Genomic DNA, 25,773 nt, shown 5'->3' with positions numbered 1-25,773 from the left:
TTTATAACATTACATACGAGAAAAGGACAGGGCAGTCTGCGTGATGCATGGCTGCCCTTTATTGTTTCCTGTTTTCTTATTTCTTATTCAATAATTTTTCGCTCATATTGAGAGCGGCCTTTCTGCCGTCTCCCATGGCAAGGATTACTGTGGCTCCTCCTCGTACGATATCGCCGCCAGCGTAGATTTCTTCGATGGAACTCTGCATCTGGTCGTTTACGGCAATGGTGTTCTTCCGGCCGAGTTCCAAGCCTTCGATACTCTGTGGAACGAGTGGATTAGGACTTACTCCTACGGCAACAATTACCTGGTCGCACTCCAGCGTGATGGTCTCTCCTGTAGCTTCTGGACGACGACGGCCGCTGGCATCAGGTTCGCCAAGCTTCATCACATCGAGGACTACAGCCTTTACTGCGCCCTTATCGTCTGCCTCATATTCTTTAGGATTGTGCAATGTAAAGAAGTTGATTCCTTCTTCCTTGGCATGCTTCACCTCTTCGAGTCGGGCAGGCATTTCTGCCTCCGAACGGCGATATACCAAGGTTACGTCTGCTCCGAGTCGTTTTGCAGTACGGCAACTGTCCATAGCTGTATTTCCGCCGCCTACAACAACCACCTTCTTACCCAAGTTGATAGGGGTGTCGCTATGAGGATTGGCTGCATCCATCAGGTTTACACGGGTAAGATATTCGTTAGAAGACATGATGTTCAAGGCATTCTCTCCAGGAATATTCATGAAGTTGGGCAGACCCGCACCTGAGCCAACGAAGATTCCCTTGAATCCTTGTTCTTCCAGATCTTTTACGGAAATGGTCTTGCCAACGATGCAGTCTGTAATGAACTTTACGCCCATCTTCTGAAGATTCTTAATCTCTACATCTACGATAGCATTAGGCAAACGGAATTCAGGAATACCATATTTCAATACACCGCCAATCTCGTGTAATGCTTCAAAGACGGTAACGTCGAATCCCTTCTTTGCCATATCGCCTGCAAAACTCAATCCGGAAGGTCCTGAACCAACTACGGCTATCTTGATGCCATTAGGTTCATCGCACTTTGGTACAGAGATGTTTCCACTCTGGCGTTCGTAATCGGCAGCAAAACGCTCCAGGTATCCGATAGCTACAGCAGGCTCGTTCATCTTGAGATGTACACACTTGCTTTCACATTGCTTTTCCTGTGGACAAACTCGTCCGCAAACGGCAGGTAGGGCAGAGGTGTTCTTTAAAACCTTGGCTGCGGCAAGGAACTGGCCCCGCTCAATGTTCTTGATGAAGGAAGGAATGTTGATGCTTACCGGACAACCTTCCATACAGGTAGGCTTAGGACAGTCGAGACAGCGCTTGGCTTCGGTCAAAGCCATTTCCTTGGTTAAACCGATATTTACCTCTTCCGTACGGGTTGTGGCACGATAAAGAGGGTCAAGTTCTGGCATCTTTACGCGCTCTATAGCTGTACGTTCTTTTGCTTTCATCGAAGCGCGTAACTCCTTGCGCCACTCAGCGTTACGGTCGGTCAACTCTTCGATGCTCGCATCTGTAGGTTCTACGTCCATGGTTACATCCGTAGTTTCTTTCTTCTTTCCTGCGTCTACAGTTGCAAGGTGCTCTTCGAAGTGTTCCATCTCTTCGCGTTCAACATCCTTGAAAGTGCCCATGCGCTTGAACATCTCGTCCCAATCTACCAGAGCGCCGTCAAACTCAGGACCGTCGATGCAGACAAACTTGGTCTTGCCACCGATGGTCAGGCGGCAGGCACCGCACATACCGGTTCCATCCACCATGATGGTATTGAGCGAAACGTCTGTGGAAAGATTATATTTCTGGGTCAGGAGACAGCAGAACTTCATCATGATAGGAGGACCGATGGCGAAAACCTTATCGATATGCTCCTGATTGATAAACTTCTCGATTCCTACGGTTACAACACCCTTCTCGCCGTAACTTCCGTCATCGGTCATGATGATGAGTTCATCGCTAGATGCACGCACTTCATCTTCCATAATCACGAGGTCTTTGTTCCTACCCGCAATTACGGAAAGGACTCTGTTTCCTGCGGCTTTCAGTGCCTTGATGATAGGGAGCATAGGAGCTACGCCTACACCACCTCCGGCACAAATGACTGTTCCGAAGTTCTCGATATGTGTAGGATTTCCAAGTGGTCCCACCACGTCGTGAATCTCATCGCCTTCATTCAATGCACAGAGTTTGGTAGATGAAAGACCTACCTTCTGCACAACCAGTGTGATTGTTCCTTTCTCAATGTCAGCGTCAGCGATGGTCAGCGGCATACGCTCGCTGTTGTTGTCTACACGGATGATAACAAAGTTACCTGCCTTTCGGCTCTTGGCTATAAGCGGTGCTTCTACATCGAAGCGGAATACTTTCTCTGAGTATTGTACTTTCTTGATAATCTTGTTCATGGGCTATTAAATTTCTTAATGCTGATATATTAATATTTCTGGTTAGCTGTTTAGAGTTTGCTTCATGGTACATAAAAATGCAAAAGGATAACATCGGCTACCTCTGTGGCAGTCGAAGTTATCCTCGTACAATATATGTTATTTTTGTTTTTCGAATGTTTTGTATAATCGAGAAAAACAGAAAGTCTTACCGATACTTCAAATTAATCGAAATTTTTGTCATCAAGCATCTCGAAACCGCAGTATGGAACCAATACCTTAGGTACGCGGATTCCTTCTGGGGTCTGATTGTTCTCCAAGATGGTTGCTACGATACGTGGCAAAGCAAGAGCTGAACCATTCAATGTGTGGCAAAGTTCAATCTTCTTGTCATCTGTATGGCGATAGCGGCAGTGGAGACGGTTAGCCTGATAGCTCTCGAAGTTAGATACTGATGAAACTTCCAACCAGCGACCCTGTGCAGCACTCCATGTCTCGAAGTCGTAGCAGATAGAAGAGGTGAAGCTCATATCACCACCGCAGAGACGGAGGATATGGTATGGCAATTCCAACTTCTTCAAAAGACCTTCAACATGGTCGAGCATCTCGTTCAAACTCTCGTAAGAGTGACCTGGCTTATCGATGCGAACAATCTCTACCTTGTCGAACTGGTGCAGGCGGTTCAAACCGCGAACGTCCTTACCATAGCTACCTGCTTCACGACGGAAACAAGCTGAGTAAGCACAACGCTTGATAGGGAGATCTTTCTCATCGAGAATAACATCGCGGAAGATGTTGGTTACAGGAACCTCAGCAGTAGGGATGAGGAAGAGATTATCCAGATTAGCATGATACATCTGACCTTCCTTGTCTGGCAACTGACCGGTACCACGGCCTGAGTCCTCGTTTACTACGTAAGGAGGTTGAATCTCCAGATATCCGCTCTTGCGAGCCTCATCGAGGAAGAATGCCTCAAGTGCACGCTGGAAACGAGCCATCTTGCCGATATATACAGGGAAACCTGCGCCAGTAATCTTAACGCCGAGGTCGAAATCTACAAGATTATACTTCTTCAAGAGATCCCAATGGCAGAGAGCATCCTCGCCGAGGTTTGGCTTTTCGCCGCCTTCTTTCACAACAACGTTGTCGGCTGCGTCCTTACCTTCAGGAACCTGCTCGCAAGGGATGTTAGGAATTTCGAGCAACTGGTTGGTCATATCGTTCTGTGCTTTCTCCATGATCTCTTCAAGAGCCTTAGCGTCTGCCTTGAGCATAGCTACCTGAGCCTTTGCGCTCTCAGCTTCCTCTTTCTTACCTTCCTTCATAAGGGCACCAATCTGCTTAGCAAACTGGTTTGCCTGCTGCTTGTTGTTATCCAACTTCTGCTGAGCTTCACGACGAATCTTGTCGTACTCCAAAACTTTCTCTACGGCCTCACGAGCATTTGGAAAATGCTTCTTTTCGAGACCCTTAACTACACGTTCAGTTTCCTCACTGATAAGTTTAAGTGTAAGCATAAAATGTCTTTTAATTAAATAATTTACTATTTGTAGGCAAAAGTACAAAAAATATTTGTGATAGCGTAAAAAAATGCTGACTTTTTTACAGGGAAGGGTAGAATTAAAGTTTTTTTGTGGTTTTATAGGGTTAAGGAGCTTAGAAAGGGGGTGGTGTAATCCTTGCCTAAAAACTTATATAAACGAAGAAAGCCTGCTCTAGGTATGAGCAGGCTTCTATGTTGTTTGTTTGGAATAGTTTTTTCTAAAACTTTAAAAATTAAGCGTCAGCTTTTTTGGTCTTCTCAGCGTAAACCTCTGGAGAGAGAACAGAAACTGTACTCTTGTCCTTGCGGCCCTTGTGGAAGTAAACGATACCATCTGCCAAAGCATACAATGTATCATCCTTACCCTGAGCTACATTCTCACCTGGGAAGTGCTTGTTACCACGCTGGCGAACGATGATGTTACCTGCGATGATGCTCTGACCACCCCAGATCTTAACGCCTAATCTTTGTGAAGCTGATTCACGGCCGTTCTTAGAACTACCAACACCTTTCTTATGTGCCATTTTCTAATTCCTCCTAATTTTAAGCGATTACAGATTTGATTGATACTTCAGTGAACTGAGTACGATGACCGTTCTTCTTGCGATAGTCCTTGCGGCGCTTCATCTTGAAGACGATTACCTTGTCACCCTTTACGAGTGGGTTCACTACTTCTACTACTACTTTTGCACCCTCTACAGCTGGTGCACCGACAGTGATTGAGCCGTCTTTGTCAACGAGCAAAACCTTGTCGAACTCAACAGTCTGACCTGCCTCAACATCCTTGATGTGATGTACGAAGAGCTTCTTGCCCTCCTCAGCCTTGAACTGCTGACCGTTAATTTCTACAATTGCGTACATTAAATTAATTATATAAACGGGTTTCTTCGGGAGGCGTCCTGCATTGTGCCGGATCTTCTTTGAGCCCCTTCGAACTAAACTTTTCTGTAACATTTGCCCAATCCATGAGCATTCGGGGTGCAAAATTACAAATTATCTTTGATATGAACAAAATGTTGGGGAAATAAAGATTGCTTTTTAGAAAGATTTAACAGAAAAGCCTGTTTTTTATAAGAATACCGATTATTTGCTACCAGATAAGGGACTCGTGAATAGTATAATGTTCTTTATTGGGTTCAATAATATACTTCCTTAGGTTCAATGATGTACTTCCTTAGGTTCAATGATATGTCTCCTCTGGCTCAATGATATGTCTTCTCTGGTTCAAGGAGATGTCTCCTTAGGTTCAAGGAGATGTCTCCTTAGGTTCAAGGATACGACTTCTCTGGTTCAAGAAGATACCTTCGTTAAAGTTATGACTAGTGTCAGCAGCTCTGCTGAGCCTAGTCAGCAGGTCTGCTCACTATAGTCGGCAGGTCTGCTCACTGCAGTCAGCAAGTCTTCCGACTCAAGTGATATTACCTTTTAATTGTATACTTTCTTCTTGGGGACAATATATGTTATATGCTATTTGATGGAGAAGGTGTATAAAAAGAAAAAAAGCGATGACCTTCACAGGCTACCGCTCCAAATCTTCAATAGGTATTAGTTTCCATTAAGGTAAAAAGATTGTTTTCAGGATAACTGGTTGCAAAGGTACACGATATTTTTCAAATCACCAAATATTTATTTGATTATTTTTGTTGTGATTCTATTGTGTGGGCGCACAAAGGCATTAATTAACTTATTTTAATAATGGAGGCTGCGTAATCGATTGCAATTCTGTTGATTTTTTGTTTTTGTTTAGATATCTTCAAAAGTATAAAGAGACGAACTTTCGAGACGGGTAGTGAAGTAGAGAAAATAAAAACAGGTTGGCGCAAAAGTGCCAACCTGTTTATGGAAAATACTATTATCTTATTCTGTTTGTTTGAATCAGGAAAAAGAAGTGATTACTTCTGCTTCTTGATTTTCTCTACGTAAGCATCAATGACAGCTACTGCTGTGATGTTTACGATATCCTGTACACTACTTTCTGAGTCAGTGAAGTGGATAGGCTTGTTCAATCCCATCTGGATAGGACCGATAATCTCTGCTTCAGGATTCAAACCCTGGAGAAGTTTGTATGCACCATTGGCGCTACTCAAGTTAGGGAACACCAAAGTGTTGACGTCTTTGCCCTTGAGGCGGGAGAATGGGTACTTCTCGTCGCGCAGATCCTTGTTGAGTGCATAGTTTACCTGCATCTCACCATCGATAGCGAGTTCTGGGAACTCCTTCTGCATCTCAGCAACGGCTTTCTTTACCTTTACAGGTGAGCCAATATTGTCTGTACCGAAGTTAGAGTAGCTTAACATGGCCATAACCGGCTCTTCGTTGAAGAACTTCACTGTACCTGCAGACAGCTTGGCAACATCGATCAGCACATCTTCGTCTGGGTGGCGGTTGATGAGCGTATCTGCGATATAATAAATACCCTTCTGGGTGTTAAGGATATGCATGGTACCGAAAGTCTTATATGGCTCACGAATTCCAATTACATCTTTTGCCACCTTAATAGTATTGCTGTACTTTGTGTAAAGACCAGTGATGAATGCGTCAGCATCACCCTGTTCTACCATTGACATACCGAAGTAGTTGCGCTCGTACATTTTATCATAAGCTTCCTCGAAGCTGTAGCCCTCGCGAGCACGCTTCTCTGCCAGATGCTTGGCAAACTTTGCACGGCGGCCCTGTTCGTTATCGGCACGCATATCTACAATCTCAATATCTGAAAGGTCAAGTTTCAAACGGCTAGCAACACGGTTCAGACGGTCTGGGTTACCCAACAGGATTGGCTGGCAGATACCCTCTTGCTTTGCCTGGACTGCAGCCTTCAGCATAGTTGGGTTGCCACCTTCTGCGAATACTACACGCTGTGGGTGAAGGCGCGCTGTATCGTGGAGTTTGCGGGTCAGTTTGGTTTCCTGACCAAGCAACTGGCGCAAATCCTGCTTGTACTTCTCCCAGTCTGTGATAGGGGTGCGAGCCACACCACTTTCCATTGCAGCCTTAGCTACGGCAGCAGAAACTTCTGTAATCAAACGTGGATCTACAGGTTTCGGAATGAAGTATTTAGGACCGAATGTAAGGTCGTTAACGTGGTAAACATCGTTTACCACATCAGGAACCGGCTGCTTAGCCAAATCGGCAATTGCATGAACAGCAGCCATCTTCATTTCTTCGTTGATAGCACGGGCGTGAACATCGAGTGCACCACGGAAGATGTATGGGAAACCGATTACATTGTTAATCTGGTTAGGATAATCTGAACGGCCAGTTGACATCAATACGTCAGGGCGGCTGTCCATAGCGTCCTCGTAGCTGATCTCAGGTACTGGATTGGCAAGAGCGAAAACGATAGGGTTGTCTGCCATAGAGCGAATCATATCCTTGGAGAGCACGTTACCCTTGCTGAGGCCTACGAATACATCGGCGCCTTTCACAGCCTCTTCGAGTGTATGGACATCGCGGCGGTCTGTTGCAAAGAGCTTTTTCTGCTCTGTCAGATTTTCGCGGTCGCTGGTAATGACACCCTTAGAGTCGAGCATAACGATGTTCTTTACCTGTGCACCAAGTGCTACGTAGAGTTTTGTACAGCTGATAGCAGCTGCACCAGCACCATTTACGACAATCTTCACATCGGCAATGTTCTTGCCAGCTACCTCAAGAGCGTTCTTCAAACCTGCTGCAGAGATGATAGCAGTACCATGCTGGTCATCGTGCATTACAGGGATATCGAGAGTTCTTTTCAGGCGCTCCTCGATGTAGAAACATTGAGGTGCCTTGATGTCCTCCAAGTTGATTCCACCAAATGTAGGAGCGATTTTCTCTACGGTTTCACAGAACTTTTCTGGGTCTTTTTCATCGATTTCAATATCGAAGACATCCACACCGCCGTAAATCTTGAAAAGCAATCCCTTACCTTCCATCACTGGCTTTCCGCTCATGGCACCGATATCGCCAAGTCCGAGCACTGCTGTACCATTACTGATAACAGCAACCAGGTTACCCTTGTCAGTATACTTGTATGCATCGTCTGGGTTCTGCTGGATCTCAAGACATGGGAATGCCACGCCAGGAGAATAAGCAAGGCTCAGATCCGTTTGTGTGTGATAAGGTTTTGTTGGCTTAACCTCAATCTTGCCAGGACGACCAGTCTCGTGATAACTTAAAGCCGCCTCTTTTGTAATTTTTACCATAACGATATATTGGTTTAGAGTTTATTTTTCTTTCATATTCGTGGATTTTTCGCACGAAATTTAAAAGTTTGTGCAAAGGTACAAAAAAACTTAGTAAAAAAGAATGGTTTTTTGATTTTTTTTGTATCTTTGCACAAAAATAGTCTTCAAACAAGTAAAATGACAGAAATCAATCAATATAGACAAGAACTGAAAGACAGAATTATCTCTTATGCGATGCCTGAATTCTATAAGCGTGGTGTAAAAGCTGTTAAGATGGATGAAATCTCACAGGGACTTCATGTATCTAAGAGAACTGTGTACGAGATTTTTGGTGACAAAGAAGAATTGTTGCTTGCTGGTATGATGCGTCAGCTAGAAGAAAATCGTTCGAAGTTAGAGAATTTCGCCAAGACCCAAGCGAAGAATGTGATAGATATTATCAGCTATGTCTATAAATTGCAGATGGAGCGCAATGGGATGGTGGGCGTTCTTTTTTATGAGGAGGTTCATAAGATGCCTCGTGTAGTGAAATTCTTCCAGGAAAATCATGCTCATGAACGGGAGGAGAGTGTACGTTTCTTTGAGGCTGGTGTAAAGGAGGGGCTTTTCCGTAAGGATGTAGACTTCAATGTTGTTATGGACGTAGGACATGTGATGATGGAGGAAATCATGCACCATCAGCTCTATCGTGTTCATTCGATGCAGGAGATATACGACAATTATATTTTGTGCCTGATTCGTGGATTCTGTACAGAGCGCGGCTTGGAGCAGCTAGACCGTGCTCTGAAAGAGTAGAGGCGTTGGCTTTAATATACAAAATGTACTTTTTGAGCGTATGTGTAATTACGCTTAAAAAAGAGAAAGAGGTTTCGGATATGCTTTATATAGGCTCACGGAACCTCTTTTCCTTAATCCTTGTATAGCCAGTGGAGGAGCAGGTTTATAACTTTTGGGTAGAAGCGGAACCAGCGAAACTTGGTAACAGGTTTGCCTCCGAAACCGAGAATGAATTCCCGGTAGAGATTACTCTTAAGCGGAAGTCCTGCGTCCATAAAGTGGAGGTGTTGGGCATCCTGCTCCTGTGCATCAGAGAGAGCTTGCCAGATGGTCATTGTGTCCGGATGCAGATGGATGTAAGTCTTTCTCTTGAATGCAGAAAACCAAAGAAAGGCATTGCCTTGGTCGTAGATGCAGGTATAGCCGCCAATCACTTTGTCCTTATAGGTGATGATGACGTTTCTGGCATTACTACTTGTATTCAGTTTCTGAAAGAATGTTTCGTCAGGAACAAAACGGCGAAGTTTCAGCCGATAATAATTTTTGAGCAACTGGTGGTAACGATGGATGTCTTCGGGTGAAGTTGCCTCTCTACAACTTATTCCCTTTTTCTTCATTTTTTCAATCATAGCAATTTGTTTGTCTGAGAGTCGCTCTTGGGGAAGTTTGCTGTGTAGGGAGTTATGTATCTCTTGCCAGGCAATAGGTACATAGCCCAATTTTCTGAATTCCCGGTAACCCAGCATCTTTTTGCTCATTCGGGAGAACTCGATGTAAAAGCAGAGTCGTTTGTGTAAGTGGATAGTTAGGCTGCGGAGTAACAATGGGAAAATAGCATTCTGTTCAGCATCGGGTGCATAAAATCCCTCTCCATACGCGTGCGCGTGCGTATATAAATAAGGTGGAAATAAAGATTTGCGGTGATAGAGGATGACGAGCATTTGTCCTACCACCTTGTTCTCCTGTGTGGCGACAGCCATAAAAGGGGTTATGCCGGGTGTTTTTTCAAGAATCTGAAAAAGCTCCAAGCTATGAAAAAAGTCGCCTTCCAATAAATGCGGCATTTCTTCCAGTTTACCATATATTTCTACTTCATATTTTCTCACGAAGGCAAAAATAATAAATTTATCATAAAAAAGCAAGAAAAAGGGCTTCTCTATCGTTATTTTTTAGTATTTTTGCATAAAAAGTAGAACTTTAAACAAAATTACGTATGAAAATAGTGTTTATTGGGGCAGGTAATCTTGCTACCAATCTTGCGCTCGAAATATCGCAATCAGAACATCAGATTGTGCAAGTTTTCAGTAGAACTAGGGAGTCGGCCTCTCTATTGGCTGAGAAGGTGAATTGTGAGCCTGTCAATGAGATGAGTAAGGTGGTCTGTGATGCAGATTTGTACATCGTTTCAGTGAAGGATGATGCGCTTGAAATGCTTATTCCTGAACTGTGCAAAGGAAGAGAAGATAAGATGTTTGTTCATACAGCTGGTTCCATGCCGATGGATGTTTTCAAAGATTATGCCCGTCATTATGGCGTATTTTATCCGATGCAGACATTTACGAAAGATAAAAAGGTTGCATTCGAAAATATTCCTATTTTCATTGAGGGATGTGGTGCTTTCGAAACTTCTTTCCTGAAGAGGTTGGCAGAACAGATTTCTCGTAGTGTCTATGAATTGGATTCTGATAATCGTAAGTATCTGCACCTGTCAGCTGTTTTTGCTTGTAATTTTGCGAATCATTGCGTGGCTATAGGTCAGCAGATTCTCGAAAATCATCACATTCCTGGCAGTGTTCTCCGTCCTCTGGTTATGGAAACTATGGACAAGGCTTCTTCGCATTCGGCAGCTGAAGTGCAGACAGGGCCGGCTATTCGTGATGATCGGAACGTAATGGAGAAACAAATGCAACTCCTTGAAAAACAGCCAGAACTACAGCAGATTTATGAAATGATGAGCAAAAGCATATTCTACTTCAAGAGATAAAACGGTTGTCGGTTTAAGTTTGCAGTTAGTAATTTAAGTTCTAGAAACAGAAATAAATATGATAAATTACGATTTAAATAAAATAAAAGCAATCATCTTTGATGTTGATGGAGTACTTTCAAGACAGACCATCACGCTTTCCAGTGCCGGCGAACCTTTGCGTACTGTTAATATCAAAGATGGCTATGCCATTCAGCTGGCTCAGAAGAAAGGTGTTCGTATCGTAATTCTGACAGGCGGTAATTCTCATGCCATACAGGTACGCTATGAAAATCTTGGTGTAGAGGATATCTTCATGGGGTGTTCTGTAAAGATAAAGACTTATGAGGAGTTCAAGCAGAAATATTCAATTACAGATGAGGAAATAATATATGTAGGTGATGATATTCCTGATTATGAGATTATGCGTCGTTGCGGATGTCCATGTTGCCCAGCAGATGCATGCTCCGATATTAAAGAAATTTCTACTTATATCTCGGCTTGTAACGGAGGTGATGGTGTGGGACGTGATGTCGTAGAACAGGTACTGAGAGCCAAGGGCTTATGGCTTTCAGATGCTAAGGCGTTTGGCTGGTAGAATTTAGTTAATAGTTGAAAGCTGATAGATTATAGTAGAAAGTTTGCAACTGAATTTTAATCATAAAGTTCAAAGTAATAAGGTTTAAAATAGATGAATTATAAGATCATTTTGGCGAGTAATTCGCCTCGTCGCAAGGAACTTCTGGCAGGTTTGGATATTCCTTTTGAGGTGAAGGTGATTAGTGGTATTGATGAAAGTTATCCTGCTGACCTCGATGCTTATCAGGTGGCAGAATTCATTTGCAAGAAAAAGGCTGAGGCTTATCGTCCGCTTTTGAACAGAAATAATAGTGTTGAAGAGTTGGACGAGTCAGAAACTTTGATTCTTACAGCAGATACGGTTGTGATTGCGCCAACAGCTGGCGAACAGAATGACCAGGAAGGAAAGGGAGTCATTCTCGGGAAGCCTCGTGATGCTGAAGATGCCAGACGAATGCTGAAGATGTTGAGCGGAAAGACGCATCATGTAGTTACAGGTGTTTGTCTTACTACCCAGCATAAGCAGCGTTCCTTTTCAGTAACAACAGAAGTGACGTTCAAACCGCTTTCTGATGATGAAATCAGTTATTATATAAATCATTATCAGCCGTTTGACAAAGCCGGCGCCTATGGTATTCAGGAATGGATTGGTTACATAGGTTGTACGGGGTTGAAGGGGAGTTATTTTAATGTGATGGGGCTTCCGGTTCAGCGTATCTATGAGGAATTGAGGCAAATTTAGATTTTTTAAAATTAAATATTGTTCTATGTCGTAGATAATGAGTATCTTTGTGCGTTTTATGTAACTAACAAGGATTATGAGTGAAGAAATTTTAGCAAAAGCTCATGAGGTTTTGGACAATTATATGGAGAGCAATCATCACCGGCGCACTCCGGAGCGTTCCACTATCCTCGACACCATTTATTCTATGGGAGAGCATTTCTCGATAGAAGATTTGGGCAGAGAGCTACTGAAAAAGAATTTTCGCGTTAGCAGGGCTACGCTTTATAACACATTGCATCTGTTCCTGGAACTGAGGCTTGTGGTAAAGCACAGTCTGGCAGACGGCACCAAGTATGAGGCCAGTTATAGCGAGGACAATCATGTGCATCAGGTTTGCACGATTTGTGGCAAGGTAACCGAAATTGTAGCACCGCAGGTTACGGCTGCTGTGAAGGATATCAGGATGCAGCGCTTTCGTAAAGATGCTTATGCTCTTTACATCTATGGCGTATGCAGCGGCTGTCAAAGCAAGATGACTCGCAAACGAAAAAAAGAATAAGTATCAAGATAAAAAGATAAAAAATGAACACAGGTAAAGTAGATGTCCTGCTGGGTTTGCAGTGGGGCGATGAAGGTAAAGGTAAGGTGGTTGACGTGTTGACCCCTAAGTATGATGTCATTGCTCGTTTCCAGGGTGGTCCTAATGCTGGACATACATTGGAGTTTGAGGGCGAGAAGTATGTGCTTCGCTCTATCCCTTCTGGTATTTTCCAGGGTGGTAAGGTGAACATCATCGGCAATGGTGTGGTTTTGGCTCCAGACCTCTTTATGGGTGAGGCTAAGGATCTTGAGAAGAGCGGTCATGATTTGAAGAGCCGTCTTTACATCTCTAAGAAGGCACATCTCATCATGCCTACTCACCGTGTACTCGATGCTGCTATCGAGGCTTCTAAGGGAAAGAACAAGGTAGGTACTACTGGTAAGGGTATCGGTCCTACTTATACTGACAAGGTTAGCCGTACCGGTCTTCGCGTAGGCGATATCCTTGACAATTTCGAGGAGAAGTATGCTGCTCACAAGGCTGCTCATCTCAAAACCATCGCAAGTCTCGGTTATACCGACTTCGATATTACAGAGGTTGAGAAGACTTGGATGGAGGGCATCGAATACTTGAAGCAGTTCAAACTTATTGATAGCGAGGTAGAAATCAATAAGGTGCTCCGTTCTGGCAAGGATATCCTCTGCGAGGGTGCTCAGGGTACTATGCTCGATGTTGACTTCGGTTCTTATCCATTCGTTACTTCTTCTAATACTATCTGTGCAGGTGCCTGCATAGGTCTGGGTATCGGCCCTAACCGCATCGGCAATGTTTATGGTATCATGAAGGCTTACTGTACACGTGTTGGTGCAGGTCCATTCCCTACAGAGCTTTTCGATGAGACTGGTGACAAGATCCGTGACCTCGGTCATGAGTATGGTGCTGTTACCGGTCGTGAGCGTCGTTGTGGTTGGTGCGATCTTGTACAGCTCAAGTATTCTGTCATGGTGAATGGTGTTACCGAGCTTATCATGATGAAGAGCGACGTGCTCGATGGCTTCGATACCATCAAGGCATGCGTGGCATATAAGTTGAAGGATGGTTCTGTTACAACAGATTTCCCATACGAAATCGATGATGTAGAACCTGTTTACAAGGAGTTCAAGGGCTGGAAGACAGATATGACTAAGTTCACATCTGAAGATCAGTTCCCACAGGAGTTCAAGGATTATATTGCTTTCGTAGAAGAGTTCCTTGAGACTAAGATCGGTATCATTTCTATCGGTCCAGACCGTGCTCAGACTATTGTACGCAAGTAAATTATATAGTGTTTAATGTTTAGTGTTTAATGTTTACTTTGAGTGGTTTACATGGCGCTAGACATTAAACATTTAACATTCATATTAAACATTAATAAATGGCTCAGAAACCAAGTATACCAAAGGGCACGAGAGATTTTGGTCCTGTTGAGATGGCGAAACGCAACTACATCTTCAACACCATCAAGGAAGTGTATGCTCTTTATGGATTCCAGCAGATTGAAACTCCTGCCATGGAAACCCTTCAGACTTTGATGGGCAAGTATGGTGAAGAGGGTGATAAACTGCTTTTTAAGATATTGAATTCAGGCGACTATATGAATAAGGTGAGCGATGAGGATATTCATTCTCTCGGATCACTCAAATTAGCAGCGAAACTTTGTGAGAAGGGTCTTCGTTATGACCTGACCGTTCCTTTCGCACGTTACGTAGTGCAGCACCGCGAGGAGTTGCAGATGCCTTTCAAACGTTATCAGATTCAGCCAGTATGGCGTGCAGACCGCCCTCAGAAAGGACGTTACCGTGAGTTCTATCAGTGTGATGCTGATGTGGTTGGCTCAGATTCTCTCCTGAATGAGGTCGAATTGATGCAGATTGTTGATACCGTGTTCACCAAGTTTGGTGTTCGTGTATGCATCAAGATTAATAACCGCAAGATTCTTACCGGTATTGCAGAGGTTATCGGCGAGGCTGAGAAGATTGTAGATATCACAGTGGCCATCGATAAGCTTGATAAAATCGGACTTGACAATGTAAACGAAGAGTTGCGCAATGACGGCATTTCTGAAGATGCCATTGAGAAGTTGCAGCCAATCATCTCATTGTCAGGAACTAATGATGAGAAACTTGAAGTGATAGCGAAGGTTCTCGAAGGTTCAGAAGTTGGTTTGAAGGGTGTAGAGGAAACCAAGTTTATCCTCGATACCTTGAAGACTCTTGGCTTGAATAACGAGATAGAACTGGATCTCACCCTGGCTCGTGGCTTGAACTATTATACGGGTGCAATCTTCGAGGTGAAGGCGCTTGATACTCCAATGGGAAGTATTACAGGTGGTGGTCGTTACGACAACCTTACCGGCATTTTCGGTTTGCCAGGTTTGAGCGGTGTTGGTATCAGTTTTGGTGCTGACCGTATTTATGATGTGTTAGGTGCGCTCGACCTTTATCCGAAGGAGGCTGTAAATGCTACTCAGGTACTGTTTATCAACTTCGGTGAAAAGGAGACAGCTTACTGCCTGCCTATAGTAAGTGCAGCTCGTGCAGCCGGTATCCGTACCGAAATCTTCCCTGATAAGGCGAAGATGAAGAAGCAGATGAGCTATGCCAATGCCAAGAATATTCCGTTTGTTGTGCTTGCAGGTGAGAATGAGATGGCTCAGGGCAAGGTTACGCTTAAGAATATGGAAACTGGCGAACAAACCTTGGTTACTGCCGAGGAATTGATAGCCAAAGTAAATAAATAATACTCTCTTTCTCGTCCTCTCGTGCTCGTATATGTGAATATGCAGTGCGGCAGGGCGAGAGCTTTTTATGTGTTAGCGTGTATGCCTAACTATAATTTTAGTAACTTCTTAAAACTACAGACAAATGAAAAAAATAAAAGCTATTTTATGTGTATTCATACTGGCGTTGCTGATGACATCCAGCACAAATACAACAACGATTTTTGTAATAGGTGATTCTACTGCTGCCGAGAAAGGTGGTTTTAGAAATAATCCAGAGCGAGGATGGGGGATGGTATTGCAAGGCTTTTTTGATGACAAGGTGATTGTTGACAATCATGCTGTTAATGGTCGTTCTTCTTTGAGCTTTATCAATGAAGGAAGATGGAAAAAGGTTTTGGATAGAATAAAGCCAGGTGATTATGTGTTTATCCAGTTTGGGCATAACGATGAGAAGTCAATGCCTGACCGTCATACTGATCCGGGATCTACTTTTGATGCAAACCTTGCCAGATATGTAAATGAGACCCGTGCCAAGGGTGGCATTCCTGTACTGTTCAATGCGGTGGTTCGTCGCTGCTATTATTCTGCAGAATTGAAGAATGATGATGACGAGAAGCTTCGCAATAAAGTATATGATGGAAGGGAGCAGATTAATAGTGATACGCTTATCGACACCCACGGGGCTTATGTGATAGCTCCCCGCAATGTAGCAAAGCAGCTGAATGTTCCGTTTGTTGATGCTACCAAGATTACCCACGATATAGAAACGGGCATGGGTATTGAAGGCAGCCGCAAATTACATATGTGGTTTATGCCTGGCGAGAATCCGCAGGTTCCTAAGGGTAAGAAAGATAATACCCATTATAATGTATATGGTGCACGTGTGGTTGCCGGTGCGCTTGCTGATGCTGTAGCTGAGCAGGTGCCAGCGCTGAAGTCTCATGTCTGCCATTATGATTATGTAGTCTCTGCAGAAGGTCGAGGCAATTTCCTGGATTTGCAGAAGGCTGTAGATGAGGTTCCTGTAGGCAAGAAGGCTGTTATCCGTATTTTGGGTGGTGAATGGAAGAAGCCAATCATCGCAAAAGGCAAGAAGATTAAGTTTGTCAAGTCATTTGGTGCTAAAATCAAATAGTAACAGGCTTTTTTAAAACTCCCGATATCTTTGAAATTACATGGCGATGTAGAAGTCTGTGCGTCGTGACATAGAACAAAATGCATCGCCATGTAGTAAACCTATACATAAAAGGGGTACTTTCACAAGCACCCCTTTTCATATTATACAAAAACATTATGAATTATTTCTATTAGCGAACAAGATTTTAATTTCTATCTTTGTCTCAATTATCTAAAAGTTTCAAACGTTCACCAGAATTGCTTTTGGCAAGGGGCAATTCCTACTCGTAGGATAACCTCAGTTCTGATGTTTATCATTTACGATTGCAAAGGTACGAAGATTTTTATAATTGTGCAATACCTAAAAATGGGGGTTTTGATGAATACCTAGAAATGAGGAATGAAAATGGGGGAGAGTAGATATGAAAAAAGGAAGTCCTTATTGAAGAACTTCCTTTTTTATGAGGTGTCTAGCGGAGTCGAACCGCTCTACACGGTTTTGCAGACCGTTACCTAACCGCTCGGTTAAGACACCTTGTGTAGAACAATCATTCCTGATTTGCGAGTGCAAAGGTACTACTTTTTATTGGTTCTACCAAATTTTTATGCAACTTTTTTTATTAAAACAATCACTTTCTTTGTATCTTGCTCATAATGAACGGGTTCTGAAATGCTTTAATTTTTGTCTGGTTTCCTCGCTGCATGACAGTAAAAGTAGTTTTAGCAGCTCTTTTATGAGAACTGCTCTTGTTCTTTCCGCTGAGTAGCCTCTTTCTTTTTATTCTTTTGGCATTTCTCAACGAATGGGCAACCTGAACATTGATAGTTTTTACACTCTCGTGCTTGTTTGATGGAGCGGTAGATACAAATGGCGGCATACGTGATGCATGCCGCCAATATGATTGCTATGATGATATACTGTATCATAAGCATAGGTAAATTAACATAATACTAACCTACGGCGTTATAACCATTGGTTGAGTTTTTGCGCATGATGTCGCGGATGTTCATCTCCTTGAAACCCTCTGCGCGTTTCTGCTCTTCAAGCTCTTTCTCTTCCTCGATGTCCTTTTCTGAACGGGTGAAAGTGAAAGCCTTGTACTTAAATTCTGCAATCGCCCAACCTACGAGGCCTACAGCGATTAATGCAACAAATCCAATTAATGCGTTCATTTCTCTTTATATTATAATAATGTATAAACTGAATTAATAATCATCGTCGGCTACGTCTTCTGCATCATCAAGACCGAGGTTCTCCGGGTCTTCGAAGGTAGTACGGTAGCTTTCCTCAGTAAGCTTGTCGTCATCGAATGCATCGTCATCCTCATCTGGATCGTTGTAGTGATCCTCGATTTCTGGTGCATCCTCGTCTTCATCCTCGTCAGGGTCGAGCAGGTCGTCGTTGCGTTTCAAATCATTCTCATCATCGAATCTCATGCGAACCTTTTCTACCTTTGGCTTCTCCTTGGCAAAGATAGCTTCTACCCAAGAACCTTTTGGTACCACGAGCACTTCGTAGTCATCAGCGAGCTTTTTCTCGTACAGACCTCCTGGCTTTTTCAGGCGGTCAGCAGGAAGAGTAGTTGTGCTGATGTCGAAATTACTTTCGATGATGTCCTGGATGCTCTGAGGCAGACTCTCCCAGCCACCACCAAAGTTGCGCTCCAAGAGTTCGATGAGCTTATTGGCGGTGATGTGACTTACATTTTCGTAAGTAAGGTCAGTAACGCGCATGATAGGGCGCTTTTTGATGGCATACTTTTCCTTCTTGTCGTTGATGCGGAAAGTGCCAATCTTGAAGCCGCGTGCCATCAGCTTGTCAATCACTTCAGGACGGTCTACCGTCACTGGTTCCATTTCGAATGCGCTGCGGATAACTGCGATATACTTGTTCTGGAAATCCTTGAGGTCAGCATCCTTTTCTACTGCTTCCCAAAGACGGAACACATCGTTCTCCTGCAATTCCCAAATGCTACTTTTAGTAACATTCTTCAGTGTTAATATTTTATCTTTATTCATCTTCAATTGTGTTTGTGTGTGCAAAAGTAAGTACTTCTTTTTATATATCCAAATTTTCTTGCTGTTTTTTTGTGTTTTTGGTCACTTTTTTATTTGGAATTCGATTTTTTTCATTACCTTTGCACGTACTATGAGTGAACCGTTAGCTGAAAGAATGAGACCTCACACGCTTGCTGACTATGTAGGACAGCAGCATTTGGTAGGTGAGGGGGCCGTGCTGCGCAAGATGATTGACGCAGGGCGCATATCCTCTTTTATCCTCTGGGGACCCCCTGGAGTGGGCAAGACTACCCTTGCTCAAATCGTGGCACAAACCATCAAGGTGCCGTTCTTCACCCTCTCCGCGGTGACCAGTGGCGTAAAGGATGTCCGCGAGGTGATAGAAAGAGCAAAGAGTGGTAGATTCTTTAATTCGGCTTCTCCTATATTGTTTATTGATGAGATTCACCGTTTCTCCAAGAGTCAGCAGGATTCGCTTTTGGGTGCGGTAGAGAAGGGTATTGTTACGCTGATAGGTGCTACCACCGAGAATCCTTCATTCGAGGTGATTCGGCCGCTGTTGTCCAGATGTCAGCTTTATGTGCTCAAACCGCTCGAAAAGACTGATCTTGAAGGACTTCTGCATCGTGCCATTACGCAGGATGTAGAACTCAGAGAAAAGAATATTAAGTTGGAAGAGACGGGCGCGCTGCTGCGATATAGTGGTGGAGATGCCCGAAAACTGCTCAATATCCTGGAACTGGTGGTGGAATCAGCCGGATCTTCAGAGATTGTGATTACCGACAAGATGGTAGAAGAGCAGTTGCAACAGAATCCACTGGCTTACGATAAACAGGGTGAGATGCATTACGATATTATCTCTGCCTTTATCAAGAGTATTCGCGGAAGCGATCCCGATGCTGCGCTTTATTGGATGGCGAGGATGATAGAAGGAGGAGAAGACCCGCAGTTTATAGCCCGTAGGGTTGTGATTAGTGCCTCTGAGGATGTGGGACTTGCTAATCCGAATGCACTCCTGCTTGCCAATGCTGCCTTCGATACGGTGATGAAGATAGGGTGGCCCGAAGCGCGTATCGCCCTTGCTGAGGCTGTGGTTTATCTTGCCACGAGTCCGAAGAGCAACAGTGCTTATCTGGGCATTAATGATGCGCTGGCTACTGTACGTCAAACGGGTAATCTGCCAGTTCCGCTGCACATCCGCAATGCTCCTACCAAACTGATGAAAGATTTGGGTTATCATGACGGATATAAGTATCCTCACGATTATCCTGGACATTTCACTGAGCAGCAGTATCTGCCAGACGAACTGAAGGATGCCCGCTTCTGGCATGCTCAGCATTCGCCTTCCGAGGAGCGCCTCTACAACTGGATGGTTACCTGTTGGGGAGAAAAATTCAAGAATTAGTGATTAGAAAGAATAATTAGAAATTGATATTTAGAACACTAACTGATACGAGAAAATGATGATACATGGCGATCCTGAATTCGTGCTCACGCTTCATAGCGTGATAGAATTCATCGGTACATTTGCTTTTGCCCTTTCGGGCATTCGCCTGGCTGCAAGTAAGCACTATGATTGGCTGGGCGGTTTTGTTTGTGGTGTGGCTGTAGCCATAGGTGGTGGAACCATACGAGATGTGATGCTTGGTGTGCGGCCGTTTTGGATGTTGAGCCCAATCTACCTGATTTGTACGCTGTTTGCGCAGTTGGTAGTGATTGCTTGCCACCGCTATCTTAAGCGTCTTGACAATACCTGGTTTCTGTTTGATACCTTGGGCTTGGCGCTTTTCAATATTGCGGGCATCCAGAAGTCGCTCGAATGTGGTTTCTCTTTTTGGGTAGCCATCATCATGGGCTGTATCACGGGTGCTGCAGGTGGTGTTATCCGCGATGTGCTTCTTAATGAAGAGCCGGTCATCTTCCGAAAGGAGATTTATGCGATGGCTTGTGTCGCCGGTGGTTTGGCTTATTGGGGATTGAGCTATCTGGGTGTGAGCCTCTATATTACGGTGATTGTAGCTTTCAGTGTGGTCTGCGCCATCCGATTGCTGGCTGTAAGATACCATATTTCACTCCCGAAGCTGAGGGATGAAGAACAAACTGTAGAATGAAAAGGAAAAAATGAAATTGATAAATAACAGATAACAGATGAAAAGACTGAAAGCGATTTTGATGCTCGTTGTTGCAATGATGCTGATGTCGTCGGCAACAATGAAGGCTCAGAACAAACGAGAGTTTCGTGGAGCCTGGATACAGTGTGTTAACGGACAGTATCTTGGCAAGAGTACGCAGCAGATCCAGGCGATGCTTACCAGACAGCTTGATGAACTGCAGAAGGATGGCGTGAATGCAATTATCTTTCAGGTTCGTGCCGAGTGTGATGCTCTGTATAAGAGTGATTTAGAGCCTTGGAGCAAGTTTCTTACGGGAGTGCAGGGAAAGGCTCCTTCTCCTTATTGGGATCCGTTGCAGTGGATGATAGAGCAGTGTCATAATCGTGGCATGGAGCTTCATGCCTGGATCAATCCTTATCGTGCCAAGCATAGCGTAACTTCCTATGAGCAGGTTTCGCCGAAGAATATCGTGAAGAGGCGTCCTGATCTCTGTTTTCAGTATGGCAAGCTGACGCTGTTGAACCCTGGGTTGCAGGCTGCAGCCGACTATATTTGCGAGGTGGCTGTGGACATTGTAAGCCGATATGATGTTGATGGATTCCATATTGATGATTATTTCTATCCATATCCAGAGGCCGGACGTCAGATTCCTGATCAGCAGCTCTTCCGCCAGCAGTCGCGCGGCATGCGAAACATAGGTGATTGGCGCCGTGATAACGTGAGCCGGTTTGTAAAGCAGCTCAGCGAATCCATTCATGCCGTTAAGCCTTGGGTTAAGTTTGGTGTTTCTCCATTCGGCATCTACCGCAACAAGCGTACCGATCCTAATGGTTCAGAAACTTTCGGCCTCCAGAATTATGATGATCTTTATGCTGATGTATTGCTTTGGGTGAATAATGGTTGGATAGACTATTGTGTGCCTCAGATATATTGGGAAATAGGCAATCGTGCTGCAGATTACAAGACGCTCATAACCTGGTGGAATAAGCATGCTGGCAACCGCCCATTATATATAGGTGAAGATATTGAGCGTACAGCCAAGTTTGCTGACCCAGTCAATCCGCGCAGTCATCAGTTGCCTGCCAAGCACCGTTTGCATCAGCAGATGAATAATGTGAAGGGCACTGTGCTCTGGTATGCGCAGACAGCTGCCGATAATGTAGGTAATATCGGACATACACTCCGCAACAATTATTGGAAGTATCCAGCATTGCCACCCTCTATGCCTTTCCTTGATAATAAGGCGCCAAAGGGGGTAAAGGGTCTCAAACTGATGTGGACCGAGAAAGGTCCGCTGCTGGTATGGAAGGCTCCTAAGGCTAGCAAGAAAAAGTGGGGCGATCAGGTGAACCGTTTTGCTATCTACCGTTTTGAAAAAGGTGCTAAGGTAAATCTCAATGATGTTTCTGCACTCCAGGCAGTTACTTATGATAATTTCTATCGCATCCCTTATGTGAGTGGCAAGAAATATGTGTATGTAGTAACTGCTCTCGACCGGGTAGGAAACGAAAGTAAAGGTAAGAAAAAGAAAATTTCTTTCTAGATTGGTTAGATGATATAAACGGAAAGACCGTTAAAAACAGAAAAACCGTTGTACTCGATAGGAGAGAGTACAACGGTTTTTTATTTTGTTGGGATGGGGGAGCGGGTAGTCCTTTCATCCTGTATTTTTTTTTTTTATTCTTTCAGCAGGTCGTTCAGGAAGTTATCCAGGTCGTTGTCCAGATTCTCCATCAAGTCACCACCTACGATGATTGTATCATCGTCAGCAAGATAGAGCTCGCCAATATGCTCTTTATCGTCATCTTCGAGCACAAAGCTGTATGGCTTGAGAATGCCGAGATGATCTATGATATCAGCCTGTTTGCGCAATACATCGCGAAGCAGCTTTGCTACCTCGTCGTAGAAGTCTTCATCCTTGTTTTCTATCCATTGCTCAACAACGCAGCGGGTAATCTCGTTGTCATCGTCGTCAAAGGCCAGGAGTTCGCCACTGTCTTGCGAAACCCTTACGTGGATGTCGGTCATTTGAGAAGTCTCGTCGTCAGATTCTGGCGCTGGGAACTTTTGAGCTACTTTTCTGATAAAGCGCTCTACTTGCATGATTGTTTGCTCTAATGTTTCCATATCAATTCTTTAATAATCCATGCAAAGATACATAAAAAATTGATATCACCAAAAGAAGTTGCTAAAAAAAAGCATTTTTGCTTTTAATTTGTTCTCAAACTGCCTGATTCAAGGGTATAGATAACGTTTACGCTTCTTTTTTTATATTTTCTTTTCGATTTTGTTTGCCATTTCTAAATAATGTAGTATCTTTGCACTTGAATTGCAAAAATGCAATCTCAACATTACAAATGAATAACAAAATAAAACATTCTGGCATTGTAGAAAGCGTAGAAGAAGGTTGTGTGTGCATTCGCATCGTACAGTCGTCAGCCTGCAGCGCTTGCAAGGTGGCTGCTCATTGTACTGCATCTGAATCGAAAGAGAAGATGATTGAGGTTTCTACCTCAGAGGCGTCTCTCTACCACAAAGGCGATAGCGTGGTGGTGACTGCTGATTCGGCTGTAGGCTTCAGAGCCAGTTTCTATGGCTATCTCTTGCCGCTGATACTGATGGTGATCGCTTTGGTGGGTGTACTGAAAGCTACTCACTCAGAGGGAGCCGCAGCGCTCTCGGCATTGGGCATTCTCATTCCATACTATGTGGTGCTCTACTTATTCAGAAACAAACTTAAAAACAAGCTGAGCTTCTCTATAGAATCATAGGGTACGTGATGTGCTTCTGTGGCTTCTGCGATGAGCCTTTATTTTAAAACAAAGAAAAAATAACAAAACAAAACACAAAAAATTATGAATTTTATTTTGATTGCTGTCTTGGTTCTCGGAGCAATCGCGCTGATTGCAGCGCTGGTTCTCTTCGGAGTATCTAAGAAGTTTGCCGTCGAAGAAGACCCTCGCTTGGGCCAGGTAGGAGAGATTCTGCCAGGTGCCAACTGTGGTGGTTGCGGTTTTGCCGGATGTTCCGGTATGGCTGCAGCTCTGGTGAAGGGTGCTGATGCCGGTTCTATCGATGGACTGATGTGTCCGGTAGGTGGTGCTGACGTGATGGGCAAGGTAGCCGACCTTTTAGGTATGGCAGTAGCCAATACCGAGCCAAAGGTGGCTGTGGTTCGTTGTAATGGTACTTGCGAGAATCGTCCTCGCATTGCCGAGTATGATGGTTTGCACACTTGTGCAGCTATGAATTCATGTGGCGCTGGCGAAACAGGCTGCGGGTTCGGCTGTCTGGGTTGTGGCGATTGCGTGGCTGCCTGCCAGTTTGGCGCAATCTCTATCAATCCTGAAACTGGCATTCCTGAGGTTGATGAAGAGAAGTGTACGGGTTGTGGTGCTTGCGCCAACGCTTGCCCACGTCATATCATCGAGCTCCGCAAGAAGGGTCCTAAGGGCCGTAGAGTTTACGTTCAGTGTGTAAACCACGACAAGGGCGCTGTTGCCAAGAAGGCTTGTAGCGTTGCTTGCATCGGATGCGGTAAGTGTCAGAAGGTCTGCAAGTTTGAGGCTATCACCATTGAGAACAATGTGGCTTATGTTGACTTTAATAAGTGCCGCATGTGTACCAAGTGTGTTGACGAATGCCCAACAGGTGCTCTCGTAAAAGTAAATTTCCCAGTTAAGAAGAAGGAGGATTAAATCATGAATTTGAGAACTTTTAGAATTGGTGGAGTTCACCCAGAAGAGAATAAGATTACTGCCGAGATGGCTACTCAGGTAGCTCCTCTCCCTAAGCAGGCTATTTTCCCACTTGGTCAGCACATCGGTGCTCCTGCCAAGCCTGTAGTTGCCAAGGGCGACAAGGTGAAGGTGGGTACACTCATTGCTGAGGCTGGTGGCTTTGTGAGTGCTCCTATTTACAGTTCTGTATCAGGAACTGTGTTCAAGGTAGATACATCTATTGATGCTACCGGTTATCGCAAGCCTTGCATCATTATTAATGTAGAAGGCGATGAGTGGGAGGAGAGTATCGACCGCTCTGATAAACTCGAAACGCTTGAGGCTCATACAGAGCTTACTCCAGAGGAAATCGTAAACCGCATCAAGGTAGCTGGTGTCACTGGTATGGGTGGTGCCGGTTTTCCTACCTTTATCAAGCTTTGTCCTCCTCCAGGAGCCAAGGCTGAGTGCGTCATCATCAACGGCGTAGAGTGTGAGCCTTATATCACAGCCGACTATCGCCTGATGATGGAGCATGCCGATGAGATTCTCGTTGGCTTGAACCTCCTGATGAAGGCGGCTAAGGTAGAGAAGGGCTACATCGGTATCGAGGATAACAAACCTGCTGCCATCAAACTCTTCGAGGAAAAGACTGCTAATGACGCTCGTATCGAGATTGTACCTCTGGCTAAGAAGTACCCTCAGGGAGGTGAGAAGCAGCTGGTGGATGCCGTTATCCGCCGTCAGGTTCCTGCTCCTCCAGCTATCCCTGTCAACGTTGGAGCAATTGTTCAGAATGTAGGTACTGCCTTCGCTGTTTATCAGGCAGTTATGAAGAATAAACCTCTCTTCGAACGCTATACTACCGTTACCGGTAAGCAGGTGAAGAAACCGGGCAACTTCCTCGTACGTATGGGTACTCCATTCTCTCAGATGATTGAGAACTGCGGAGGTTTGCCTGAGGGTGACAACAAGGTGCTGGCTGGTGGTCCGATGATGGGTAAGGCTGTAATCAGCCTCGATGTACCGGTAACCAAGGGTACCAACTCCATCACCGTATTGACCGATGCTGATGCTCATCGCAAGAAGGCTCAGCCATGTATCCGCTGTGCCAAGTGTGTGGATGCCTGCCCAATGGGTCTGGAGCCATATTTGCTCGCTACCCTGAGCGTAGTGAAGGATTATGAGCGCCTGGAGGCAGAGGAGGTAACATCCTGCATCGCCTGCGGTTCATGCCAGTTCACCTGTCCTTCACATCGTCCTATCCTCGATAATATTATCAATGGTAAGGGTGCGGTAATGGGCATTATCAAAGCTCGCAACGCCAAGAAGTAAGCGTTCACGTCAAGA

The 25,773-nt window shown here is 44.4% G+C and carries 23 protein-coding genes and 1 tRNA gene; 14 read left to right on the top strand and 10 right to left on the bottom strand.

All coding sequences use genetic code 11. The features are described from left to right. Nucleotides 1-76: 76 nt before the first annotated feature. The 5 genes from KUA48_RS02785 to KUA48_RS02765 all read right to left on the bottom strand — a co-directional run bounded on the left by KUA48_RS02785 (nt 77) and on the right by KUA48_RS02765 (nt 8,128). On the bottom strand, nt 77-2,425 hold the full coding sequence (locus KUA48_RS02785; protein WP_153088602.1) for a bifunctional dihydroorotate dehydrogenase B NAD binding subunit/NADPH-dependent glutamate synthase: 2,349 nt from the start codon (nt 2,423-2,425) through the stop codon (nt 77-79). Between the two features lie 203 nt (nt 2,426-2,628). Then, nucleotides 2,629-3,921, bottom strand: coding sequence for a serine--tRNA ligase (gene serS, locus KUA48_RS02780; protein ID WP_006848685.1), 1,293 nt, complete (start codon nt 3,919-3,921; stop codon nt 2,629-2,631). A 259-nt stretch (nt 3,922-4,180) separates the two neighbouring features. Beyond that, nucleotides 4,181-4,471: a 50S ribosomal protein L27 gene (rpmA, locus tag KUA48_RS02775; RefSeq protein ID WP_006848684.1), complete on the bottom strand. Its 291-nt coding sequence runs from the start codon at nt 4,469-4,471 to the stop codon at nt 4,181-4,183. A gap of 19 nt (nt 4,472-4,490) precedes the next feature. Beyond that, nucleotides 4,491-4,808: a 50S ribosomal protein L21 gene (rplU, locus tag KUA48_RS02770; protein ID WP_118254868.1), complete on the bottom strand. Its 318-nt coding sequence runs from the start codon at nt 4,806-4,808 to the stop codon at nt 4,491-4,493. Between the two features lie 1,031 nt (nt 4,809-5,839). Further along, complete coding sequence (locus tag KUA48_RS02765; protein ID WP_117727682.1) at nt 5,840-8,128, bottom strand: NADP-dependent malic enzyme; 2,289 nt, start codon at nt 8,126-8,128, stop codon at nt 5,840-5,842. Nucleotides 8,129-8,287: 159 nt separating this feature from the next. Here KUA48_RS02765 and KUA48_RS02760 point away from each other — a divergent pair, with 159 nt between their 5' ends. Beyond that, nucleotides 8,288-8,905 carry a TetR/AcrR family transcriptional regulator gene (locus KUA48_RS02760; protein WP_118153668.1) on the top strand — a complete coding sequence of 206 codons (618 nt, stop codon included), beginning with the start codon at nt 8,288-8,290 and terminating at the stop codon, nt 8,903-8,905. Nucleotides 8,906-9,018: 113 nt separating this feature from the next. Here the strand turns inward: KUA48_RS02760 and KUA48_RS02755 are convergent, their stop codons facing one another. Further along, complete coding sequence (locus tag KUA48_RS02755) at nt 9,019-9,504, bottom strand: GNAT family N-acetyltransferase (protein WP_256624464.1); 486 nt, start codon at nt 9,502-9,504, stop codon at nt 9,019-9,021. A 596-nt stretch (nt 9,505-10,100) separates the two neighbouring features. On the opposite strand from KUA48_RS02755, the gene KUA48_RS02750 reads away from it, so the two are divergent. From KUA48_RS02750 to KUA48_RS02720, 7 genes are all read left to right on the top strand, one after another. After that, nucleotides 10,101-10,871 carry a Rossmann-like and DUF2520 domain-containing protein gene (locus KUA48_RS02750; protein ID WP_153098398.1) on the top strand — a complete coding sequence of 257 codons (771 nt, stop codon included), beginning with the start codon at nt 10,101-10,103 and terminating at the stop codon, nt 10,869-10,871. Between the two features lie 58 nt (nt 10,872-10,929). After that, nucleotides 10,930-11,448, top strand: a complete 519-nt coding sequence (locus KUA48_RS02745) for an HAD family hydrolase (RefSeq protein ID WP_022121881.1) — start codon at nt 10,930-10,932, stop codon at nt 11,446-11,448. 93 nt (nt 11,449-11,541) lie between these two features. Then, the gene (locus KUA48_RS02740) at nt 11,542-12,171 is read left to right on the top strand and encodes a Maf-like protein (RefSeq protein WP_218433148.1); all 630 of its coding nucleotides are present in this window, start codon (nt 11,542-11,544) and stop codon (nt 12,169-12,171) included. A gap of 76 nt (nt 12,172-12,247) precedes the next feature. Continuing rightward, on the top strand, nt 12,248-12,712 hold the full coding sequence (locus KUA48_RS02735; protein WP_022121879.1) for a Fur family transcriptional regulator: 465 nt from the start codon (nt 12,248-12,250) through the stop codon (nt 12,710-12,712). 23 nt (nt 12,713-12,735) lie between these two features. After that, nucleotides 12,736-14,010 (top strand): adenylosuccinate synthase, encoded by a 1,275-nt coding sequence (locus KUA48_RS02730; RefSeq protein ID WP_153073069.1) that lies wholly within the window; start codon nt 12,736-12,738, stop codon nt 14,008-14,010. 98 nt (nt 14,011-14,108) lie between these two features. Then, the gene (gene hisS, locus KUA48_RS02725) at nt 14,109-15,473 is read left to right on the top strand and encodes a histidine--tRNA ligase (RefSeq protein WP_022121877.1); all 1,365 of its coding nucleotides are present in this window, start codon (nt 14,109-14,111) and stop codon (nt 15,471-15,473) included. Between the two features lie 124 nt (nt 15,474-15,597). Next, nucleotides 15,598-16,590 (top strand): rhamnogalacturonan acetylesterase, encoded by a 993-nt coding sequence (locus tag KUA48_RS02720; RefSeq protein WP_218433149.1) that lies wholly within the window; start codon nt 15,598-15,600, stop codon nt 16,588-16,590. 445 nt (nt 16,591-17,035) lie between these two features. Here the strand turns inward: KUA48_RS02720 and KUA48_RS02715 are convergent. From KUA48_RS02715 to KUA48_RS02705, 3 genes are all read right to left on the bottom strand, one after another. Beyond that, a tRNA-Cys gene (locus KUA48_RS02715) sits at nt 17,036-17,106 on the bottom strand. Between the two features lie 416 nt (nt 17,107-17,522). Next, the gene (locus KUA48_RS02710) at nt 17,523-17,744 is read right to left on the bottom strand and encodes a hypothetical protein (protein ID WP_022121874.1); all 222 of its coding nucleotides are present in this window, start codon (nt 17,742-17,744) and stop codon (nt 17,523-17,525) included. A 33-nt stretch (nt 17,745-17,777) separates the two neighbouring features. Beyond that, nucleotides 17,778-18,590: a hypothetical protein gene (locus KUA48_RS02705; protein WP_117692402.1), complete on the bottom strand. Its 813-nt coding sequence runs from the start codon at nt 18,588-18,590 to the stop codon at nt 17,778-17,780. 130 nt (nt 18,591-18,720) lie between these two features. On the opposite strand from KUA48_RS02705, the gene KUA48_RS02700 reads away from it, so the two are divergent. The 3 genes from KUA48_RS02700 to KUA48_RS02690 are packed head-to-tail and all read left to right on the top strand — an operon-like array spanning nt 18,721 to nt 22,247. Beyond that, a complete protein-coding gene (locus KUA48_RS02700; RefSeq protein ID WP_218433150.1) occupies nt 18,721-19,995 on the top strand; it encodes a replication-associated recombination protein A in 1,275 nt (424 codons plus the stop codon). Nucleotides 19,996-20,053: 58 nt separating this feature from the next. Next, the gene (locus KUA48_RS02695) at nt 20,054-20,701 is read left to right on the top strand and encodes a trimeric intracellular cation channel family protein (RefSeq protein WP_117585997.1); all 648 of its coding nucleotides are present in this window, start codon (nt 20,054-20,056) and stop codon (nt 20,699-20,701) included. A gap of 37 nt (nt 20,702-20,738) precedes the next feature. Continuing rightward, nucleotides 20,739-22,247 (top strand): glycoside hydrolase family 10 protein, encoded by a 1,509-nt coding sequence (locus KUA48_RS02690; protein WP_118154758.1) that lies wholly within the window; start codon nt 20,739-20,741, stop codon nt 22,245-22,247. A gap of 134 nt (nt 22,248-22,381) precedes the next feature. On the opposite strand, the gene KUA48_RS02685 is transcribed toward KUA48_RS02690, so the two are convergent. Further along, the gene (locus tag KUA48_RS02685; protein ID WP_006848665.1) at nt 22,382-22,831 is read right to left on the bottom strand and encodes a hypothetical protein; all 450 of its coding nucleotides are present in this window, start codon (nt 22,829-22,831) and stop codon (nt 22,382-22,384) included. A gap of 230 nt (nt 22,832-23,061) precedes the next feature. On the opposite strand from KUA48_RS02685, the gene KUA48_RS02680 reads away from it, so the two are divergent. The 3 genes from KUA48_RS02680 (at nt 23,062) to rsxC (ending at nt 25,758) form a co-directional block, all read left to right on the top strand. Next, entirely contained in the window at nt 23,062-23,475 is a 414-nt protein-coding gene (locus KUA48_RS02680; RefSeq protein ID WP_006848664.1) for a SoxR reducing system RseC family protein, read from the top strand. 84 nt (nt 23,476-23,559) lie between these two features. Next, on the top strand, nt 23,560-24,402 hold the full coding sequence (locus tag KUA48_RS02675; protein WP_218433151.1) for a Fe-S cluster domain-containing protein: 843 nt from the start codon (nt 23,560-23,562) through the stop codon (nt 24,400-24,402). 3 nt (nt 24,403-24,405) lie between these two features. Beyond that, complete coding sequence (gene rsxC, locus KUA48_RS02670; RefSeq protein ID WP_218433152.1) at nt 24,406-25,758, top strand: electron transport complex subunit RsxC; 1,353 nt, start codon at nt 24,406-24,408, stop codon at nt 25,756-25,758. Nucleotides 25,759-25,773 lie beyond the last annotated feature (15 nt).

This window comes from Segatella copri (genome assembly GCF_019249795.2).
Taxonomy (GTDB): Bacteria; Bacteroidota; Bacteroidia; order Bacteroidales; family Bacteroidaceae; genus Prevotella; species Prevotella copri_B.
Note: the sequence above shows the minus strand (reverse complement) of the source record. Positions and strands in the feature narration are given on the sequence as shown.